18 protein-coding genes are annotated in these 22782 nt (G+C 33.7%); 10 read left to right on the top strand and 8 right to left on the bottom strand.

What is annotated here, in order from left to right:
- Positions 1-26: 26 nt before the first annotated feature.
- The 5 genes from WMO65_RS10500 to WMO65_RS10480 form a co-directional block, all read right to left on the bottom strand.
- Positions 27-302 (bottom strand): hypothetical protein, encoded by a 276-nt coding sequence (locus tag WMO65_RS10500; RefSeq protein ID WP_343309762.1) that lies wholly within the window; start codon positions 300-302, stop codon positions 27-29.
- A gap of 16 nt (positions 303-318) precedes the next feature.
- Positions 319-657, bottom strand: coding sequence for a hypothetical protein (locus WMO65_RS10495; RefSeq protein WP_148391678.1), 339 nt, complete (start codon positions 655-657; stop codon positions 319-321).
- Between the two features lie 45 nt (positions 658-702).
- Positions 703-1599: a site-specific integrase gene (locus WMO65_RS10490; protein WP_148391679.1), complete on the bottom strand. Its 897-nt coding sequence runs from the start codon at positions 1597-1599 to the stop codon at positions 703-705.
- Between the two features lie 46 nt (positions 1600-1645).
- Positions 1646-2551: an ArdC-like ssDNA-binding domain-containing protein gene (locus WMO65_RS10485; protein WP_148391680.1), complete on the bottom strand. Its 906-nt coding sequence runs from the start codon at positions 2549-2551 to the stop codon at positions 1646-1648.
- Between the two features lie 699 nt (positions 2552-3250).
- Positions 3251-4000, bottom strand: a complete 750-nt coding sequence (locus WMO65_RS10480) for a hypothetical protein (protein ID WP_256157703.1) — start codon at positions 3998-4000, stop codon at positions 3251-3253.
- Between the two features lie 821 nt (positions 4001-4821).
- Here WMO65_RS10480 and WMO65_RS10475 point away from each other — a divergent pair.
- A complete protein-coding gene (locus WMO65_RS10475) occupies positions 4822-9681 on the top strand; it encodes a Cna B-type domain-containing protein (protein ID WP_148391682.1) in 4860 nt (1619 codons plus the stop codon).
- 34 nt (positions 9682-9715) lie between these two features.
- Here WMO65_RS10475 and WMO65_RS10470 read toward each other — a convergent pair whose 3' ends face one another.
- Complete coding sequence (locus tag WMO65_RS10470; protein ID WP_148391683.1) at positions 9716-10744, bottom strand: adenine-specific methyltransferase EcoRI family protein; 1029 nt, start codon at positions 10742-10744, stop codon at positions 9716-9718.
- Positions 10745-11062: 318 nt separating this feature from the next.
- Between WMO65_RS10470 and WMO65_RS10465 the strand changes: the two genes are divergently transcribed.
- From WMO65_RS10465 to WMO65_RS10440, 6 genes are read left to right on the top strand one after another with little or no spacing between them, the layout of a single operon-like run.
- Positions 11063-11359 (top strand): helix-turn-helix domain-containing protein, encoded by a 297-nt coding sequence (locus WMO65_RS10465; protein ID WP_148391684.1) that lies wholly within the window; start codon positions 11063-11065, stop codon positions 11357-11359.
- On the top strand, positions 11360-14407 hold the full coding sequence (locus WMO65_RS10460; protein WP_148391685.1) for a DEAD/DEAH box helicase family protein: 3048 nt from the start codon (positions 11360-11362) through the stop codon (positions 14405-14407).
- 12 nt (positions 14408-14419) lie between these two features.
- Positions 14420-16093 carry an HsdM family class I SAM-dependent methyltransferase gene (locus WMO65_RS10455; protein WP_148391686.1) on the top strand — a complete coding sequence of 558 codons (1674 nt, stop codon included), beginning with the start codon at positions 14420-14422 and terminating at the stop codon, positions 16091-16093.
- Complete coding sequence (locus WMO65_RS10450; RefSeq protein ID WP_148391687.1) at positions 16086-17282, top strand: restriction endonuclease subunit S; 1197 nt, start codon at positions 16086-16088, stop codon at positions 17280-17282. The genes WMO65_RS10455 and WMO65_RS10450 overlap by 8 nt, the downstream gene beginning before the upstream one ends.
- 21 nt (positions 17283-17303) lie before the next feature.
- Positions 17304-17984, top strand: a complete 681-nt coding sequence (locus WMO65_RS10445) for a hypothetical protein (protein ID WP_148391688.1) — start codon at positions 17304-17306, stop codon at positions 17982-17984.
- Between the two features lie 19 nt (positions 17985-18003).
- Complete coding sequence (locus tag WMO65_RS10440) at positions 18004-18561, top strand: super-infection exclusion protein B (protein WP_148391689.1); 558 nt, start codon at positions 18004-18006, stop codon at positions 18559-18561.
- 11 nt (positions 18562-18572) lie between these two features.
- Here the strand turns inward: WMO65_RS10440 and WMO65_RS10435 are convergent, their stop codons facing one another.
- Together WMO65_RS10435 and WMO65_RS10430 are read right to left on the bottom strand one after the other, a co-directional pair.
- Positions 18573-19730 carry a DNA-processing protein DprA gene (locus tag WMO65_RS10435; RefSeq protein WP_148391690.1) on the bottom strand — a complete coding sequence of 386 codons (1158 nt, stop codon included), beginning with the start codon at positions 19728-19730 and terminating at the stop codon, positions 18573-18575.
- 19 nt (positions 19731-19749) lie between these two features.
- A complete protein-coding gene (locus tag WMO65_RS10430) occupies positions 19750-20946 on the bottom strand; it encodes a hypothetical protein (RefSeq protein ID WP_148391691.1) in 1197 nt (398 codons plus the stop codon).
- 313 nt (positions 20947-21259) lie between these two features.
- Here WMO65_RS10430 and WMO65_RS10425 point away from each other — a divergent pair, with 313 nt between their 5' ends.
- From WMO65_RS10425 to WMO65_RS10415, 3 genes are read left to right on the top strand one after another with little or no spacing between them, the layout of a single operon-like run.
- Complete coding sequence (locus WMO65_RS10425; protein ID WP_148391692.1) at positions 21260-21952, top strand: DUF1281 family ferredoxin-like fold protein; 693 nt, start codon at positions 21260-21262, stop codon at positions 21950-21952.
- Between the two features lie 15 nt (positions 21953-21967).
- The gene (locus tag WMO65_RS10420) at positions 21968-22231 is read left to right on the top strand and encodes a hypothetical protein (RefSeq protein ID WP_148391693.1); all 264 of its coding nucleotides are present in this window, start codon (positions 21968-21970) and stop codon (positions 22229-22231) included.
- A gap of 45 nt (positions 22232-22276) precedes the next feature.
- The gene (locus WMO65_RS10415) at positions 22277-22537 is read left to right on the top strand and encodes a hypothetical protein (RefSeq protein ID WP_148391694.1); all 261 of its coding nucleotides are present in this window, start codon (positions 22277-22279) and stop codon (positions 22535-22537) included.
- The last annotated feature ends 245 nt before the right edge of the window (positions 22538-22782 follow it).

Below are 22782 nucleotides of genomic sequence, written 5' to 3'. Positions count from 1 at the left end.
TTCAGTTGTCTATTAAATTGTCTGGCTCAAAACGCTAAGTTTAAAAGTGAGCCTATATTGTCGGATAAGTAATAAATTCCAACAATTTCTTTTGCCAAATCTTCTGGAGATATATTTTTCATATAAGAATTGAAATAGTCTCCAAAGTAGAAGATAGGGCTGGCAAAGGAATCTGGCTGTGAGATAATAAAAGCGTCAAATCTTTGCCTTTTTGTATAAACTGTAAAAGTAATTATTTTTGAATTGTCGGCTAATATATTTCTCATAGCTTGTAACAATTCTTCTTTCATTTGCTCATACATTATTTTGTCTTTCTGCTTAATATAAGCTGTCATACTTAGTTAATTGACGGATAAGGTAAGCTGTGATTCTTTCGTATTTTTTTATTAAAGAGCTTTTTGAGCCTCCTTTGATAAGTTCCTGATAGCGATCATTTTCTTTTTTGATGCTATCAACCATCTCAGCAAATTCCTTTGCCTTATCGCCGTCTTTGTTCTCAAGTATTTCAAGATAGCCATTAATGAAAATTATTTGTGAATCAAACAAGCCTATAACGGGCATTTCTTGAAAATACTGTTGGTTACTTTTTTCATACTTGTACTCATCGAGCTTCATAGCAATTTGAAGCTGGCTGAGTGTTTTTTTATCTACTGTCATTTTTAATTCTCCTATTACTATCAATATTTATTTACTTCTCTTTGCTTATTTCCAAAGATAGTTGTTTACGACAACGCTATTTCTGGAATGCTGCAAGTTATAGCTTACCGCCGCAAGGATGCCTTTATCGAATGAATGTCCAATCATATCAGCCTTGCAGTGATATATTTTGCCTGTAGCAACGTCGCCACGAGCTTCATAGTATTGATATAAGTCTTTTGCGTAATCAGCTCTCATATCGTGAATACTGCCTTGTGGCAACTGTGCTTTTAGAAACAACCTATTTTCTCCGTTTACAGGATATGTTTCAGCGTTTTTTAGAAATTCTCTTAGTTCTTCAACGTATTTGGGATTTACTAAACACCAACGCTCAATGCCGCCTTTGCCCTTTTTAAACACTTCCAGATTGCCGTCTTTGCCTTCCCTAAAATCTTCTTTTCTAAGCCTTAGAGCCTCTGCTCTTCGGCATCCAGTAGCTTTTAGGATTAACTTTGCTTTATCCCAGCGTTCTTCTGGATAACGGTAATCAGAGGAATTGACGCCCCTGGAACGCTTGATATTTGCTCTGTGACGGACAGGATAATCATAGTTAAAATCATTCTTTCCGCAGTTATAGGCAGATGCAAGGGCGCATCCATATTGAGCAAGAGTCCACGCTGAAGCACCAGCATCTTCCTTATTTTGAAGAAATTCTGTGACATACTTTTTACAATCCTTAAAGGTTTTCACTTCCTTATGGTTTGCAATAGTATCAGCAATAAATTGTTTGCAGACTTTTACATAGCTGTTATAAGTGTTTGTGCTATAGATACCTCTTACAGTAGCAGCACTTTCACCAGATTTTTTAGCAGCCTGCTTTGCCTCGAATTTAGATTCGCCAAACTTTTTTTGCTTATTTAATTCTTTTAAACATTGGTGAGTAATGTTGGATTTTTTACCCATTTGATATACCTCCAATCTGGAGACAAATACTTATGAGTAAAAGCTATTATGAAACAACAAATTGCTTAGATACCCAATCAAAGATCAGGTTAGAAAGTTTAGAAATGATATCCAGTGTTGATTTTAATTCTTTTAAATCCTTACTTCCCCAAGAAGCGATATACCCGAAGCTATATTCTTCACTGGAGAGCTTTTCCATATTGGTTTCATTCGCAAGCATTTCAATCACGCAGTAAGCACAGCTTTCAGCGACAACTTCTTTTGTGTCACGATCAAAGTCTTTTGTATGCTCTTTAAAAAGCGTTTCTTGATAGTAGTGGCTATATTCGTGAATAATGGTTTTTAGCTTATGTAAAGCCGCAAGCGCAGGCTTTAAACATATCTCGTTCTTCATAGGACTATAATAGCCGTTTGCGTCGTTTTCTTTGAGGTCGTAATCGTATTTGATCGGCACCTCAGATGTTGCGAATAACTTGCTAAGTAGTTGGTTCAGTTCTGGTGTTTCAAGTTCTAAATTTCTTGCTAATGATGGTAGCTCGTCACCTGTGGTCTGGGAGTAATCGAACACATGCCCAATTTTAAAGTATAATTTTCTGTGTTCCACTTTTTTTGTGTATTTGCTTCCATCGGCTCTGGAACATTCTTCTTCCACATAATATTTTTTTGGAGTAGGAACAAGAATCTTAATTCCACGAGAACCTTTCTTCACAATTCTATGGAATTTTTCTGTCCAGTCCTTGTAGGATGCCACATGACTTGCTGTCGGGCATTGCATCAGAATGAGAATTGTGTTATTGAAGCTGTAGTTATGGAATTTGCTAAATGTTTCCAAATACCTCACATAATTCTCTGATGTGAATACCTCTTTTACGCCATCTTCGAGATTTTTCAAAATCTCTGCCATTTGTTGTTGCCGCTCTTCAAGCGACTTCCCCGTATACTGTTTACTCATAATCTGTTTACCTCCTGTTTTTATTCCCTTAGATTCGTTCAAATCTAAAGCATGGTCAGGGTTTAGCCTTTATTTATCCATTACCATGGGAATGGATAGGCGTTGTGAAATAAAAATTTACGAGTTACTTTATATGCACACATCTCACTAAAGAAACGTGGAACATAACATCCAGAAGCAAGCATGGCTTCTTTATCTATATAAAGAGCGTCTTTGTTGCAATACAAAAAGACCTCATTAAAAATTTAAAAGGATAATTCAAATAGTTATCACTATTTGCAGATATTTAATTGACAAAATAAGGGATTATATTGCCGATCTGTAATCCTGCCTAGACTTTAAAATCCTTCTTGCATTCGTCTCGACTGTTACGAGCTAGTTCAAGGATATAGACATTAAACTTAAGATTCTTGTGAAAAGAATACCTATTACTTAAAAGTGACGAGCTTCATGCTCCGTCATCCCTCTGGCAACTGTCTCGGCTACGAGCTTGCTCAGGGATATATATTTTACTTTGAGTTTCTGAAAAGAAACATCTAATAACTTGTGATTATATTTTATTACGGAAATACGTTTTTTGTCAACATTTGCTAAAAAGAACAAAATAAAACGAAATATTGTTTATGCAATATGCACAATAAAGCGATAAAATATAAATGAAATAAAGAAAACCAGCAGATTGCTCTACTGGTTTGGAGATTATTGATAATATGGATTCTGGAAAGGATTTGTGTATGTAATCAATGCATTTTTTATTAGATTTTGAAATCTTGCCTCTTCATTGAGAAAACACTGGCTACAATTTTTAAAGTAAGGATTGGGAAAAGGACAAGTGGGGCATGTCAATATAGGTGTCATATTATTATTGAATATTTTTAATATTAATTTATATGCTGAAGTCAATGTATAGAGGTTTGCACTTAACAAATTTCTCAGAATTTCCAATTTTTTATCATAGTCATTGTAATTCAAAATATCTACAAAAACATTAGGATGTGTATAATTATTAGTTTTTGATGATATGGTCAATAAATCTCTAGGAATATTTTCATTGTACATTTGTGTTGCTATTTTATATTTTTTGGGAATATTACATGATCCCCTGAGTATAGAATGATATTTAGAGTTATACTGTTTATTTCTGTCAGCACAATGTTCCATAACAGATAAATAATCTGAATCATGGCTGAGATTAACTAAATCAAGAAATGCTTCGATGGAGTGACGGGTATTTCGCTGAAGAACAGAAAAACCCAGACATTCTAAATCAATGTCGGCAGTATATAGAGAAAAGTAGTTTGCAGTAAAATCCTCCTTAATATAGAAAAAAAGCATATACTCTTTTCGGCTTAAAATCACAGTATTCATGTTTATTAATGCCTGTATTGAAGAATTAATATAGCCAAGAATATTATTGCTGTTATAAAAATCACGATTTAGAAATTGCATAGCCAGTCTATCCTTTCTTAAAAATTAGCTCAATTATATAGCGAAATATAGTAAATATCAAGACAAAATCAATAAGGGGCTGAAACGCCCATAATAAGGTGCCAGAAATGGCACAAGTTTTTTATGCTGCCGAAACTGTGTCGGCTGGGAATTTACGTTCTCGCATGTGTTAGTCGCTGTTTATCTTGTTAAAGTTTGGCTTACCAGCGCAAACTTTAAAAGATAACCAGCGACAAGTCTACGCCCTTTATTGCTTCCAAAGGTCAGCATATATTTTTAGCAAGCTAAAAATATATATCTTCCCAATGGAAGCAAATCCATAAATGATTCTTTTTTCGTTTTCGCTGTAATGGAAAACGAATTTAAAAGCATAAAAAATATTTTATATACGAAATGTATAAACGAAATTTAAAAAATATATTGACTAAAATTAAATTACGATCTAAAATTAATTTAGAGAAAAGGTATGGATTTAGTTTTTTAACTTTATTAGAAAACAGATCTATACTTTTTTGTTGCCTAAAATCAAAAGCGCAAAAGAGGATATCCTCTTTTATTTGTATATTACCATATACAAATAAAACCTCTAGCGCAGTCTTAAAATTTTTAAATATTGACTCTATTATCCTCTTATATAGATGCTGTAAAAAGCAGTTATATCCTCACTATATGAAAGTCAATACTTAAAATAGAAATATGAAAGGAGATAGAAGTTAATCAAAAAAAATAATAAAATCGGCAAAGCCGTAGAGAAAACTCTTTCAGCGATTTTAGCAGCCTGTGTCATATTTACATCAGTACCTGTAAATGCCTTATCAGAGGTGAGAACGAACACAGGGGAAGAAACGCTGAATAATTCAAACACAGAGATCTCAACAAGTACGAATGAATCTAATGCTACTTCGGAAGAAGTAGCAACGGATTCCAATAGCGATAAGCTGGATAACAATGTTACATCAGAAGAAATATCTATATCTGATATATCCTCAAACGATATGGAAAATTCAGAAGAAGCAACAAATAATACTGTGTCATTGCAAAGTGATGATACAGAAGATGAAGAAGTATCTACTGACAACTGGGAACTTGGTCTTGTTTTTTATGATTCAACAGTAGATAATGGAAAAACACCCTTAACATCTATTGAGTGGGATGCGTCAGATGGTGAAGCTGGAGAGGGAATACCTAGGGTAATTACAGTTCAAATAAATTACAAAAACACTAATGCTGTGACAACTTACAACCCTGGAGAATTAAAGATAAAAATTCCAAATCTTATGTATAATCAAGATGCTAACCCAAGCCAAAATGGTGGTGGTGAAAGTAGACTTGGTTGGAGTTCTATAGTGGGAGCAAATGATTCTACTCATACAGGTTATGATTGGAATTTTAATGGCGTTAAATATAATCAAGGAACATCAGATTCTATTTATACTTCATTAAACAGTTCTGTTGAAGATATGGTTTTTACAAATGCAAATATCATAGAAGAAAAATCTAATTTTGAAGGAAGCATTCAGGTTGTGTATACATTAACTCCTTGGATGGAAAATGGTTCAATAAAAACTTCTGCAAGTAGCAGTACCCCATACACACCAGAAAGATTTGAAGATGAATGTATCCATAATTTCTACAAAGAATTACAGGCAGAAATTGAAAACATTGCCAGAAGTAATAAAGTTATATTCGATTACACAAGGACATATATACATCCATGGAATATTGTCCCTGTAACTTTGAAGAAAACAGCAGCAAAAATATCATCTTATGATGGACTTGCTGAAAATGCATCAGATTATATTTGGGTTAATTATAAATTTAATGCACAGGGATTAAGTACTTCTACAGATTATAGTGAATCTTATCCTGATTTGCATGTGTATTACTATCAAGCAACTATCCATGACAATATACCAGATGAATGTGTAGTTTATAATAATTCTGGAAATTTATTAGAGAAATCAGATAATGGGGAATATATATGGGATTACAAATCAGGTGGAATTTATGTTGGTTATCCTAAATCAATATATAATGAAAACAATGGAAATCTTATAATAACAAACACAGCAGATATTTATGGAGCATATCGAAACAGAATACCAGATGCTAAATTAGATACCGCTTCTGTTACTATTAATTTAGCTGAATTTGATTTTATATATTCTGGAGACCTTTATAGAGTAGATAAAACAACTAATGAGCCATCTAAAAAAGATTATGTATCTATGAGATACCAAGATATTGTAAATAATTGGACGCATAATTCAAGCGGTTGGTATTTATTTCCTACAGCTATATATACAGGAACACCCATGACAGTAAGAGTTGGTGATGATCTTTTATATGCAACAGATGAAAATAATAATTATGTAAAACTTGAAGATGATGAATATTATTTTTCTTCTATTCAAAGTTTTTCTTTAAAAAATGGTAATGGAAATAGTATACCTTATGGAAAATATGATTGTGAGTTATTTATAAGATATGCAGGAGAAACAGAATATGTTTCGTATGAAAAGTTTAAAAATGGATATGGCGGAGATAAATCAAAATATTATCCAGATGGTAAGGGAGTTTGGGTATTTTCCGAAGAAGATAAAGTTGTAGGTTGGTATATTAATATTTACGATATGAAAGAAAGTTTAGTACCGACAAGTATCGGTACTAATGCAGAATCGTTTATAACTTATGTCCGTATGAAAAAGGAAGATATTTCTCAAACAGGGACGCTTTACAACTTTGATTATGTACAAGTTTATTTTAAAGATAAAGATGGAAATTACGTTTTACAAAATAATGTTGGAGAAGATTCATATGTAACACCTATTACAAAACAAGAAATAATGAATTATGATATAGAAACTTATGGCCATTATATACAAAGAGATTGTGCATACCAATTATGGAATTATTATTCAGTCAAAAAAAAGAATAATTATCTTTATAGTCCTAAATCATTTAGCAGTATAACTCAGGATGCTACAAATGAACAGTTTTTGGGCAGTTTTAATATTGGTGGAATAATTTCTATGGATAATAATTTTAATAGTAATTATATAGAGCAATATGATGAAAATAGTCTTGTTAAAGGATTTGTTATATATGATTTGCTGCCAGAGGGTATGAGACTAATATCAACAAAAGAGGAAATTTTAGCATCAATAGTAACAACAAATTCTTCCCAAAGTAACCAAATGAGTGGGACATTATATCCATCTTCAACGACTATCATTAATCAAATATTTCTTTATAGATTAAACGGAACAAGAGTTAATGTAGATGAATATTTGAAAATGTTTAAAGAAAATGCAACTGTAAAAATTAGTAATAACTGGAATAATACAGGAAGAACAAAGATAGAAATAAAATTAGATTTATCAGACGATCCATTAATATTTGGTAGTACTTCAAGTAGTCTTTATTTAGGAATAAGAGCAACCTGTAAATACGCCATTTCCTATGATTCTTTCTTAGAATACGGAAATGTTTGGGAAAACTATTGTTATGGAAAATCGTTGGGCGGGAATCTTTATGAAGGTATGAGTATACAAGATAATGGAAAATATGATTCTGATGCATCTGATATAAATGAAAATGGAAATACAACAGAAAAAATTTCATATCAGAAGGCAACTACAACGATAACTTCTGTAATATCAACTCATCAAGATGTCACAAAATACGTTCAAACAGATAAAAGTAATTATTCGACTGGAACTGTAAAGGCAAGTCCTGCATCTGAATATACTTATAAATTAAGAGCAAGAATTGGATCGGCAGATGTTACAAATTTTGTTATATATGATTCTATTGAAGAATATGTACAAGATCCTTATTCTTTTGAACAGAGTTTTATAACGGCTTATGGAACTAAAAAACATTGGAATGGAGAGTTTTTAGGGGTAGATACGTCTTATGCTGAATCGAAAGGCTATAAAGTAAAAGTCTATTATTCAGAGGATGTCAAAGCAGGAAATCTATCAGAAGATAATTCGTGGAAAGAATATTCTGATTCAGTAGATAAGAGCAAAGTAAAATCTTTAGCTTTTGAATATCTTGATAAAGATGATGAAACATTGAAAGCTGTTTTGCCTGCTAATTCTCAGACTTATGTACTTGTAAAGATGCAGGCACCACCAGAAGAAAATAGAAAAATTTTATCTTATAATGGATGCCGAACACAATGGAATGCACTTGATGATTATGATAGGCCTGTAGATTTTATAACAGGTATAAATTCCAATATCGTCAAAGTAAGTCTTAGTGATTATTATGATTTGACTGTTAATAAAATATGGATTGATGAAGATAATAAATGGGAATTGCGTCCAGATAGTGTTGATATTATTCTTAAAAAAGATGGTATAGAAGTAGATAGAAAGACTATTACAAAGGATAATTTATCCGTAACTTTTACAGATTTGCTGGTAGAAGATTCAGACAGATATACTATCGAAGAGGAATCATTATTATTGTATTCAAGCTCTATCGAATATAATGAATTAGAAGATTGCTACGAAATTACAAATACTTTAAAAGATAATATTTTCAAAGATATATCAGGAACTAAGACATGGGTAGGAGATACTGAATCAAAACGTCCCAAGAGCATTACAATTAAGCTATTAAAAGATGGCAAGGTTTATAGGACAACCACAACTAATGCAGAAAAAGATTGGAAATATACATTTTCTAAAGTACCTATTTACAATGCAGATGAAACTAAATGCGTTTATTCTGTAGAAGAAGAACCTGTTGAGAGGTATACTGTACAATATGTTCTTCCAAGTAATGGATTGGCAATTACATTCAATAGTAAATGCCAAACAGAAAAGGTGACTTATGACTATGTTGAAATCTATTATAAATTAGATGGAGAAACTTATAAACTAGGCAAATGGGGTGGAACAACGCTTGCAGGACAAACTGTAAATATACCTACAAATGATTTTTATTTGTATTGGAGAACAGATGGATCTGGAAATAATTATTATGGATTTTCTATTGATTCTATAGAACCAGCAGATGTAAGTGTAACAGGAACAAGAGCTACATTGCCTAATTACACAGTTACTGAATTGTTTGGAAAAGAATATCCAGAGACAGCGCACAATCCTTATCCGAATAGTCAAAACTTGTTATGGCATTATACAGGTAGTCCTGCTAATGAATTTGACATTATCAATACATATGAGGGAGCTGATGCCATAAATCTCAGCTTTATTAAAGCAATCAGCGGAACAGACGAAGCATGGAAGTACATGAAACTTGATAAAGATGCTTTGTATAAGTTCCAAGTGACAATGAAAAATCAAGATACAGGAGATATAATTTCTGTGCCTATTGACAATAAAGAAACTATCACAGTGAGAGAAGTTCCTGTCGGAACATACACGATAACTGAAAAAGATGATATGTACTTTGATTTTGTAGATATGGAAGCACTTAATTCCGCAGAGGGCGTTACCTTTGAAAAAGTCGGCAACGATTATGTTTTGACAATAACAGAGGATGCGTCAGACGAAGAAACACTGCAAATCAAGGTCAATAATAAAATAGAGCCAGATCGACCATACGAGGACAAAGAGGATAAAACAAATCTTTTCAGTTTCTCCGATTCGTCTGGTAGTGAAGAGGTAAGCCTATTCTCACGAATTGCTGATTTTTTCACTAATTAGATAAGAGATAAGCCACAGGCGATGAACCTATGGCTTATTTTTTTGTATCAAAATTCTTTTGTAGATTACCTTCAGATATCCTTCTGCGTTGTCGGCGGTATAATAAGTGCCATCTGCTGGCAATTCGGGGGAGCAAGAGTGTGGCAGAAGTATTTGTGCTGCTTCCTCCTTTACAAGTTCCAGTTACACGAACAGGATTGATGTATTTTTTAGTAGGAGCAGCTTCAAATGCGTCCGATCCTGTTGTTATCCCTAAGATTTTAAATTGATTTGGGTTGTATTTTGCAATAAAGGTAACAGGCACACCCATGATTCCATCGTAGTCACAAGGAATCTCTGAGAGCTTGTTGACATTGATCGCATTGTAGTTATCGTAGCGGGGATATTTGTCAGGGGAATAGGATTCTGTCAGGACTAAATCGGTGAATTTTCTTTCGATGGGAAGATTCGTGTACCAAGCAATATTGCCAAGAGTTGCATATCGGCATCCATCTGCATGAACTTTAGTAACGCCTATATCGTAATCATCAGGAACTCTAAAAAATTGGTGTTGGTTGTTGGAGCTGATCCAGATTTGATGGCTCTTTATCAAGGGGAATATATCTCTGTAGCCGACAGCGTTTAAACTTCCTATGACGGAAAACTTCTTTTCGTATTGTATGAGCTGTGCAATATATTCTCTGAACAGGGAAAAGGGTGGATTCGTTACTACAATATCTGCTTCTTTCAAGATTTCAATGCATTCAGGACTTCTAAAATCTCCGTCACCGAAAAGGGGCGTTTTTGTTGGCTCTTTGCTTCCAGAGCTTAATACATACTTATATGTAGTGCCGCCAGAATCAAAGTAAGTTGCTATGAGCTTTTTTAGCTCTAAGTCCTCAAAGTTGTCTTTGAAATATTTCCAGAAATTGCTAAACTCTGGATTATCACAGTTACAATAGATTGTTTTTCCCCTAAAGTGTTTCTTATAGTTTTGAAGCTCTGCCTCTATGTCGGAGAGCAACGTATAAAACTCGTCATTTTTTCTTCTTTTTGAATCATTCAAATTTTTATTCTTTACCATATATGTTAATTCCTTTCTGTTGATTGTTTTGGGCACAAAAAAAGAGCATTGAGAAGTAGCTCGTAAGCTGATCTCAATGCCCTGCGTTGGTATTTGTTCTATGTATAGCGGTGTATCGCCGCTTTTTGTGCTAATTAGATTGTATAATTTTTAAAGTCCTGAAGTCAATGGATCTCCGTCAGAGGGGATTTAGCCGCCAAATATCAAAGAATTTTGCAAAAATGGGTTGTCTAAAACACAGGTTTGAAATATAATAGATATAAATTTATTTATATATGTTGTATAAGTAAATTTGAATTTTATGAAAGGGTGAAACATATGGAATCAGTAATTGACAAGATGACGAACAATGTCTATAAGGTTTTGAAGTACATGTATTCCTGTCAAATTAAGCTACCAGATGGAACTGAGTACATTCCTCTCTCCCAAGCGGATATGGCACCCTTGATCGGCGTAAGTACTATAACCATGAATAAACTATTTAAACAGCTCAGAGATGATAATTTGTTGCTTCCGATTGAGGGGAAAAGAGGAAAGTATAAACTTACGGATAAGGCGATTATCATTATAAAGGATATGGAAAAACTTGAAGATAAGATAGGAGAGATAGAATAGATGGCAGTATTTAACGAAGATACCAGAGTGAAAATTCCTGCAACAATTCAGTTCCTGAGACTGGAATACAATTATCAGTCGCTTAAAGCAGATGATATTGATATAGATTTCAACACAAAGATTTTTGTAAACAGATTTAAGCCTGCACTGGAAACCATAAACGGCAGGAAGTTTTCTTATGATGAGATAAAAAGCATTATCACAGACATTCATAATGTGTTGAAAAATAATGATTTGGGTAAAGAATTTTATAATTGGCTTATTGATCCAAAAGACAAGGTAAAACTGATTGACTTTGAAAATATCAAGAACAATGATTTTGCAGTTGTGGATGAATTGCCTTTTAGTGTGGTAGAGGGAACAGAGGAAGGCTCCTTTAGACCAGATATAAATATTTTGATTAATGGTATGCCGTTGGCATTTCTGGAAGTAAAGAAACCAAATAATGATGGCGGCATACAGAAAGAATTTGACAGAATGATAAATAAGAGATTGCAGAATCCAGATTATAGGAAGTTCTTCAATCTTATTCAGTTTGTTTCTTTTTCAAACAATATGGAGTATGAGGAAGATGACGATGCGGAAGATGTAAAGGCTGGCTCATTCTATACCACACCAAACGGAAACAACACCAGCTTTTCATTTTTCAGAGAAGATGATGAAAAGTTCCATATCACTTATCCGTATAAAGATATTGATATGGACACAATCAAATTTGTAATGAAAGATTGTGGATATAACCCAGCGGAAACAGATACACCAGAGTTTGCCGAAAACCTAAAGACAACAACTCCCTGCAATAGCTTTGTGACTTCTGTGTTTGATAAGGAAAGGTTTCTGTATTTTTTGCAGTATGGAATTATGTTTATAAGTAGCCAGATTCCTGAGAAGCATATTATGCGTTACCCTCAGTTTTTTGCTACCAGAAAAATCATTGAAAGACTGGATTCTGGCGGTAAGGGTGGAATTATCTGGCATACACAAGGCTCTGGAAAGACAGCAATAGCAGCCTTTTCCAATCGTGTTATCAGGGATTACTATGCTAAGAAAGATATTAGCACCAGATTTTTCTTTGTCGTGGATAGATTGGATCTGCTTACACAAGCCAGTATTGAATTTACTAATAGAGGACTCAAAACTGTAAACTGCGAGAACAAAACAGAATTTTCAAAGGAGCTAACAAGACCATTATCTAAAAATGTTGGAAGTAAAGCCATTGGTGAAATTTGCGTGGTGAATATCCAAAAGTTTGAAGGGAAAATGCCGCAAGCAAAGAATGATTATAATGCAAATATCCAGCGTATTTTCTTTGTCGATGAAGCACATAGAAGTTATTCATCCACAGGGGAATTTTTCAAAAATCTTATGACCTGTGACTTGGATGCTGTTTATATTGCTCTTACTGGTACGCCTTTGCTTTCCAAGAAAGAGCGTTCTAATTTAAAGTTTGGTGACTATATTCATAAATATTTTTATGATAAGTCAATAGCCGATGGATATACACTTAGAATCAAAAAGGAAAATATTGATACAGTAGCAAAATCAGAAATAAAGAAGAATCTGGAAATAGAAGATAAGCAGCTTGAAGATAAAGATGTCTATGAATCGGATGCCTATGTAAATGCCCTGGGTGAATTTATTGAAAGAGATTTTATCAATTTCAGACTCCAGAACTCAGATACATCTATCGGCGGTATGATTGTGTGTAGAACAAATCCACAGGCGAAAAAGGTACATCAATGGTTCAAAGATAACTCTAAGCTAAATACAGGACTTGTTATTACAGATACAGATGATCCAAAGCAGAAGAAAATAAATCATAATAATCAAGTGGATTTTAGGGAGACACTGGCTCCTGATATTTTGGTTGTGAATTTTATGCTGACTACAGGTTATGATGTGAAGCGTCTTAAAAAGATGTATCTTCTCCGAGGTCCGCATGCACAGTCACTCCTGCAGACTATTTCAAGAGTAAACAGACCTTATAAATCTCCAACTGGAAAAGTTTATAAGTATGGTTATATCGTTGACTTTGTAGACATAGAGCAGGAATATGATAAGACTATTGAAGCCTACATAAAAGAACTTGAAGCAGACCTTAATGAAAATGGAGAAAATGAAGGCTCTCTTTCTGGATTGGTGGTTGATAAAGAGGACATCAATAGAAAATATCATAAGTACATGGATGAACTGGAAGATATTATTTCTACAGATAATCTGGAAAGGTTTTCAAAGCAACTAACTTTTTACAACAAAGAGACATTGCTGAAAATCAGGAGACTTTTAAATGGTATCAAAGAGTGCCAGACAGAATTTATTCTTTCAAGAGCTATGGATTATGCTGCACAGATAGATTCCAACAAGAATAAAAAGCTCCTAAAATCAACACAGGAAAGAATTGATTTCATAAATCTTTCCCAAAATACTGTTGATATGATGGATGTTATCTCAAATGAAGAAGTGGTGGAGATTCTTTACGAGTTTATCAAAGTGAAAATTATCATCATGGATCTCGGACAGATGACACAGGACAACCCTAAGTTCCAGCGATTTTCTAAGGTTGTCAGAGATATTCAAAATGAGATAAAGAAGAACCAAAATAAAGGCGATATTAAAATCAGAAAGCTGGATGAGCTTTTACAGAAGATTTTCAATGACTTATCTATTTCAGACTTAAATGATTTGGATTCTATCACCGATGAACTATTAGAAGCTCTGGAAAGGGCAAGAAATATCAATTATGAGAATGAAAGATTATCGAAGATTTACGGCGGAAATTATGCTTTTGTGAAAACATATCAGGATGCAATAGAAACATATCCAGCCGACAAGTCGGAGATAGAAAGAACCTTAATTATCATATATAACGCAATAGAAGATGCCTTAGATAAAGAAATTGTAACGATACAGGGTAGAAAGAACTTTGCCGATTCCATAAAATCAAAGGCTACAAAGGTTCTCTTGAAAGAAAAGCTATACGGAAAAATTAAGGGATTTTATGCACAGTTACTTAACGATTTATACACTAATATACAGATATTCAAATAGGAGGATTTACAAATGCCAGACATTTTTACATTAGAGAACAAGATAAAACAGATGATTGATGAAATGAAAGGACTCTGCCAGACCAACGGACTATCCAATCAAGCGAGTGAAGAAGTGGTTATTACATCTGTATTCCTTTACAAATTCTTAAATGATAAATTCATGGCGAATATGAAGGATTTTGCAAAGGAAATGGAAATGAGTACAGAGGAAGTTCTGCAGGACGAGGATATGTTTGCAGGATTCTATGATACATACCCACAGGATGTGGCTTTTAAGTACGAAGATACGATTGAGTGTCTTATTAATAAGGTTGGCAATAATGACTTTTATAAGCTCTTTGATGACGCATTGGAGAGGATTTCTAATTATCCAGAGAATGAAGAGTTTAGCATTGATACAGCAGATGGTGGAAGAAAGCCACTATTTACCAGAGTTACAGAGAATGTAGAAGCCTCTAAGAGAAATAACTTTGCTAAGAATATCTTTGGAATTATCAGTCAGGATAAATTTGATTTCGGAGAAGCATTTAAGAATAACTTTGATTTCTATAGTGCTATCTTTGAACATCTGATTAAGGATTACAATGTTGCCAGCGGCGTATATGCAGAGTATTTCACGCCACAGGCTATTTCTGCCATTATTGCAAAGATTCTGGTAGAGATGTCACCTGTAGAGGATAAGATTTACGACGTATATGACCCCTCGGCAGGCTCTGGATCGCTGGTACTTCACCTTGCTAATGCTTTAGGAAAGGGGAGCTTCGGAGATAAGGCACAGGTTTACACACAGGATATTTCTGGTAAGTCATCCAGATTTTTAAGGACAAATATGCTGCTTAACGGACTTACAAACAGCCTGGACAATATCATAGAGGGCGATACCCTAGAGACACCAGCACACTATAAGGTGGCACACGATCCGAGTTCAGGAGTAAAGCAGTTTGATTATATTACGTCAAATCCTCCGTTTAAAATGGACTTTTCTTCTACCAGAGACACCATTGAGCAGAAGTGGGAAGATTCCGAGGTAAGAGACGGGATCAAGAGATTCTTTGCAGGAGTACCCAAAATACCGAACAAGAAGAAAGAATCCATGGGAGTATACCTGTGCTTTATTCAGCACATTCTCTGGAGTTTAAAAGAGGATGGAAAGGCAGCTATTGTTGTGCCGACAGGCTTTATTACAGCGCAATCGGGCATTGAAAAGACAGTGCGCCAGACAATCGTTGATAAACACTGGCTAAAAGGTGTAATATCTATGCCCTCAAATATCTTTGCGAACACAGGTACAAATGTATCAGTTCTTTTTATTGATAAGTCCAATAAAGAGGGTAATATCATGCTTATAGATGCATCTAAGCTGGGTGAAAAGAGGAAAGAGGGAAAGAATCAGAAAACAGTTTTGCGTCTTGATGAAGTGAAAAAGATAGAAGATACTTTTATCAATCAGGATGTAGTAGAAGATTTTAGTGTTTCTGTTACATATGAGCAGATTGTAGAGAAAAACTATTCCCTATCGGCTGGGCAGTATTTTGAAGTAAAGATTGAGTTTGTGGAGCTTACACAGGAAGAATTTAATCAAAAGATGGATACATATACCTCAAATCTTGAAAAATTATTTTCAGAGGGAAAATCTTTGGAAGATGAAATAAGACAAAGATTGGGGGAATTGAAATATGAATGAATATTATAAGATAGAAGAAATATGCAAAGTAAAAGGTGGAAAAAGAATCCCTCAAGGCTGTACATTGCAAGACGCTCCAAATGAACATCCATATATTAGAATTTTAGATATGTATCAAGGAAGAATTTTAAATATTTCAGATGAAATGCAATATGCAAAAGAGGAGTATTGGAGCATTATCAAAAACTATATTGTGAAAAAGGGTGATGTTATCCTTGCGATAGTAGGAAATACCCTTGGAATGGTTAGTATCATAGGTAACACTCTCGATAAAGCTAATTTGACAGAAAATTGTTGTAAGTTTGACGATTTGGATACTGATAAAGTTAGAAAACTATTTTTGTACTATTCACTAATTGCACCTTTAAACCAAAAGAATATTGAAAAATTTAAAGTTGGTTCTTCTCAGCCTAAATTGCCGATATATAACATAAATCAATTATTAATTCCCAAGTGGAGCGTAGAAGTACAAGATAAAATTGTGGGTGTTTTATCAGCTATTGACTTAAAAATAGAAAATAATAATAAAGTTCTTCAAAATTTAGAAGCAATGTCAAAAATAATTTATGATTATTGGTTTCTGCAGTTTGAATTTCCAAATGAAGATGGAAAACCATATAAATCATCTGGTGGAAAAATGGTCTGGAATGAAGAATTGAAAAGAGAAATTCCAGAGGGATGGAGAAAAGCTTCTTTTTCAGATATGATGGAGATTGGAAATGGCAAAGACCATAAAGAGCTGAATGATGGTAATATCCCCGTTTATGGTTCAGGTGGTGTTATGCGAAAAGTAGATGCTTCTATTTATGATGGAGAGTCTGTGTTAATACCACGAAAGGGAACATTGAATAATATAATTTATGTTAATGGAGCTTTTTGGACAGTAGATACAATGTTTTATACAAAAATGAAAAAAGCTCATTCTGCAATTTTTGTTTATTATTCGGCAAAGTTATATGATTTTGAAAAACTTAATACAGGAACTGGTGTGCCGAGCATGACATCAACAATAATATATAACTTAAAAGTAGTAATGCCACCAGAAGAAATATTAGAAAGATTTGATAATTATGTTCAAGCATTTTATTTACAAATACAAAAGAATAAAATAGAAAACGAAGAATTAAGTTCTCTTAGAAATTTTCTGTTGCCATTGCTGATGAATGGACAGGTTGGATTCAAAGATTAACTATATGTGAGGAAAATACATATGAACAAGGAGCAAATATATGTTGAGTTTCGTAAAAAGGCTGAAAGTGATGAACACTATTTTACTTTTGGGCGATATGGCATTATCGAAGAAACACTGGCTTATTTTGGATTGGTTTCAAAAGAATTTAAAGGCGCACATTCCTGTGTACATGAGGATAATCTGAAAACATTACATAACTTTATGGTAAATGAAGCAACGGATGAGCAGTTAAGGTTGATTTATCAAGTGGCTACTGGAAAAGAGAAAATTCCAGAAATTAATCCAGTGTTGCAATCATCGGGTATGGTATTTGTGTCAATGCCTATGAATAGAGAGAAGTATGATTGCGTGGATCAGATTCGACAGGGAACAAAGAGAGCCATAGAAGCGACAGGAAATGAAGCGTATTATGTTGATCTCGATGCTCACAATGGTAATATAAGCGATAAGATTGTGGAAGAAATTCGTAATTGCAAATTTTTAGTTGCAGATTTTACTTGTCAGAATACAGGCGTATATTATGAAGCTGGCTATGCTAAAGGTATAGGAAAAACAGTAATATATACTTGCAGACAGGATGATTTTATAAATGTTCATTTTGATATAAAACAGATTCAGTTTGTAGTCTGGACTGATGCGGAGGACTTGAAGAATAAATTGCAAGAGCAGATCACAAAGTCTGGATTAAGTATTGTATAAAAGGGGAATAAAATAGAGAATGGATAAAGCACTGGATATTATTGCAACGCTTGTTGATAAGTTAAAGGTAAAAGAGGTAATAACAGCTATATTGATTGCATGTATGGTAATATTGTTTGTTCCAGATAAATTTTTAGAAATATTAGGACTCGTAGATTGGAGAAATATACATAGGACTGAAATAGGTGGAACCTTATTAGTCTGTGGAATACTTTGTCTAATTTGGATTATTACTTGGGTATTTAATGCAATTCGTAGTGGGAACGGAGCTGCTAAGAGAGTATCCAGAGCTTATTTAAAAAAGCTAATCTCCAATGATGAAAAGGAGTTTTTGATAAGCCATTATTTTAATCTTGATACAAATGAATTTGATTCATGCGGAAGAGTTGATATGACAAGTGGGTATCTGGCTCCACTAGCACAAGCAATGATAATATATCAAGCAACTAAGGTAGGGCATGGTGTAGGACACTGGGCATTTAATTTACAGCCAGATGTAAGAGTTTATTTGAATAAAGCTGTTAAAAGAGGGAAGATTGTCGTGTCCAGAGATGGTCAATACAAATGGAATCTATAAAAAAGAGAGCATCAGCTCTCTTTTTTGGTGGGATTAAAGGATATAATAGTGTCAATAAATGTTTTGATAATAGCATCAATAGAATAGTTTGTTTTTTGAATATAATCTAAGAGATAATTATTCAAACCAATAATACAAGTGCAATCGGAAGTATACTCTAAGCCTATTTTTTGAAGAACAATTTTTATAATATTTTCGTTCTCAGCACCTATTATTAATGCTCTTAAATATTGCTCTTTAATATATGATACTTTCATTTTGGGTTTTTCGATTTTATAGCCAGCCGACAGGATAACATTTTCATAATCAGTGCCGCTTTTAATTTCCTGTCCTATTTTATTATCAAGAATATAGCGTAGTCCTGATTGAGCTTCTGGAGGATTATTCCCTGGCTGTGGGCAGAAAATAGGGCAGTTTTGCTTTTGTGCAAAGTTAATAGATCTCATAGAACCACTTTTTTCTTCACATTCCATCGCTACAGTAACTTTTGCTAGACCTACAATCAAACGATTTCTGCGAACAAATCTAAATTTTGTCGGTTCTGTCCCAACAGGATATTCAGATAGCAGAGTGCCCCCGCATGACAGTATTTGTTCAGCCAGCTTTTTGTTTGATGCAGGATAAACTTTATCCAATCCATGAGCAAAAACAGCAATAGTCTTTCCATCCTCAGCTAAACAGGCAATATGTGATAAGCGATCCACACCAAGAGCCAAGCCTGATATAATAGAAAATCCCTCGTTTACCCATTGTGGTATTAAGTAATTGATAGAGTTAAAACCAAATTGTGTCGGGTTTCGTGTTCCGATAGATGCAATAGCTTTATCAAATCCATCATTAGGATTAGCTCCTTTGTAATAGATGATAGCTGGTGGATTATCTATTCTCATTAAATTTTTGGGATAATTAATTGTATAATACAAAGCAGTATGGATTTCCTGCTCGGCATTAATCCTTAGTATTTCATCAGCTTTTGTCAAAGCAGCATTAACTTTTTTTCTATCTTCAAAAAGGAATTTGTAAGGTAGCCATTCTATATTTGAAAGAAAGATATCGGAGTTTTCTTCAAACAAATTACTAATGAAAGAAGAATCATATTCAGTTATCAGTTTTAATAACAATTCATTTTTAGCACCTAGCTCTTGCAAGGCAATAAAATATCTTTCCATATTGATTACTTCCTATCTATTATGAGTTGAAAATATTATATAACTCGTCAATCTCATTTTTGGCAGCATAATTATAAGTCAAATTTTGTTGGGTTGATTGTACCAGTTGATAAGTATACCCCAATTTATACACATCGCCGTTTATTATATAATCTTTTTTTTGAAATGGGCGAGAAAAATTTCCCAGTGAAACAAAAATGATCTTATTTACCCCTAAGTATTTTAAAAGATTTCGTACAGCATTAAACGTATTTCCATGTGTCATATAATCATCAAAGATACAGACATTAAATCGTCCTTGCTTTTTTAATGTTTCTATCTTTTTCTTAAATTCAGGATTAATGCATAACGTACTAAATTCTTGGCAAGCTCCCATGGTTGCTCTTACTGATTGATTTGGCAGCATATGAGCTTGTGTTTTTGGAACAACTCTTTTGATAAGATTGGGATCAATCATATTATTTTTAGGAAGTCTTTTGCCTTTAATGTATCTCACTTGTGTCATGAAACTCAAAATATCATGATTTAAAGAACAATTAGATGAAGGGATCATGCCAAACAATTCAATATCATCAAAGAAGGTGCTGTTTGTCATCCCTGCTAAGAAGTGATATAACAAAATTGCATAATAATTTCGGCTGCTCCCTTGCTTTAGTAGTTCTTCAAAATGTTTCATCATATCCTGCTCATTAGATGTAAATGCTTTATATTTATACCTACCATCCATGAGAGACAGGGCAACAATATTTGTTTCGATTTCTAATGTTGCATACCAATTGTTTTGGTTATTCAAAGTCCGTATAAATTTTTCTAATTGAGCTGGAGTATCAACGTGCACCCCATAATATATTGATTTATCGTCTACGGGAATCCAAGTTGGAACAATGAATAGGGATTTTGAATGGACAGCGAGATGAAAGTCCACTTCTTTTCCGCTTATAAAAACAAAATGGTTGTTCATGTTTCTGTGATTCATTACGAAAGAGCGTGCTTCTTCCCTCGTTGTAAAGTTATAATTCTTGTTGTTTTGCTTATTAAAAAAATCATTAGCACTATCTAGCAATGCCTGATCTCTGCTAATAAAATATATTAAATTTTCTGGATCATTACATACTGAATCAACCCAATTTAAAAAAGCAATGTATTTTTGAGTAAGATCTGGATTATTATTAGGCGATTTTAATAAATCAAGGTTACAAAAGAGAAGTTTTTGCATACGGCACCTCCTGTTGAAATATATCAATATTCTAACATATTTTTGAACGATTGAGAATAATTAAGCAGATAGACTGAAAAGTTATGTAAAACATCGTTAAACACTAATGAAAGCATTTGACGTAAAAACAGTATATATTGTGTTATGTAAGTAAATATAAACAATATATTGTAAAAAAGATATAGAAAAGCACTTCATAAATATTCTCGTTTCTGACAGCTACAAGGTTTTTCAATCATCAGATATAATCGTCTTATCAAAAGGAAACAGCGCTGAACTCCTTTGAAAATACAGAAAAAGGAGGATTATATAAATGCCAAGTTGGGTAAAGAACAGAATAACATTACATGGAGCAGATCAGAAAGAAATTGATAAGGTGATTGATTTTCTTAGGAGTAAGGACTCAGAGGTTGATTTCAATAACATTATTCCGATGCCAGCAGAGCTTATGAATACAGAAGTAGGAAGCAAGGCAGATACTGCATGGGCATATTATCAAGCAAAGGAGCTTGGAAATTACGTGGAGCTTGACAAGATGCTTACTTATGAGTGGGTAAAGGCAGCAAAGATTACAACAAGAGAAGAACTTCTTGATTATCTTTTAAAGGAGCATCCTAATATTGAAGTTTATGGAAAGGAGCTTTATGAGTTAGAAAAAATATATGGATGCCATGACTGGTATGAGTGGTCTTGTGAACATTGGGGTGTAAAATGGAATGCCTGTGATGCTAGGAGCGAGGGAAATGTTCTTATATTTGAAACGCCTTGGCGTGGAGTGACCAATCTAATGCTCATGGTGTCAAAAAAGTTTCCAAAAGTCACAATGGATTACGAATTTGCGGATGAATGGTTTGGATATAACACTGCAAGATATACGTTTGTCGGTGGTGAAATCGTGGCAGAGTATGAACCGACGGACAATACAACTGAATCTAAGCAGCTTGCAAAGTCTATTTTAGGCTGGGAGCTTTCAGATTTTGATGATGATACTGACGACATAGCATAAAGAGGGAGGTACAGAATGAACGTAAAAGAATTAAAAAATATTTTTAGAGAAGTTGATGAGGAATTGATGGTTTTATTGTATGAAGCAAGCGGTAAGCATTTATTTAGAAAGTCGCTTGGGGAACTCATGAAAGATACTACTTTTGACAAGTATCACTGTGAAGAGACGACATGTGTATTCAATTATGATTGTGATGCCAAGTATGAATCAGCAGAGGAAATAAAAAAGCAATTTTTAATATGTGTCGAAGTGACTAAAAAAGCAGATCCTTCAGAGTAACTTACAATTCATAATTTTGAATATGGGTTTTGGGATTGTGCTGGTATGGCATATAGCAATCTAATGCATAAGAGCCTTGTCTATGATATAGAGCATATTTTTGATTATGACGAAGAAGCTCAAAGAGAAATAAGAAGTATGTTGAAAAAGTATGGGAATTTTCCGCTTGATTATTTGAATCTATATTTTGACGAGGATGAAGTATTTGAGATGTATGAAGATGATCCAGAAGCAGTAGAAAGTGGAAATATCTTAGCTGTAGATATGTTCCCTGTTCTACCAAAGGGAATGTGGCTGTTCGGATAAGGTATGAAATTTCGGCAGAATGAGTTTTATTTTTTGAAACGACTATTTACTCGTTTCAAGCATTTAAAAATGATTGTACAGAATTTTTACAATTCTATACATATATAGTATTCTTCTCTTGCTTACGGAGTAGATATGAGATGCATACAAAAATGTAAGCACAAAATCCTTTTCTTTTATTTTGGGGATTCTGGAGTAAAATCTGGAATCCTCATTTTACGTTAAAATGCTAAAGATAGAGATAA

Origin of the sequence: Blautia caccae (assembly GCF_040095955.1) — a bacterium.
Lineage (GTDB): Bacteria > Bacillota > Clostridia > Lachnospirales > Lachnospiraceae > Blautia > Blautia celeris.
This window is presented reverse-complemented; position numbering and strand designations above follow the sequence as displayed.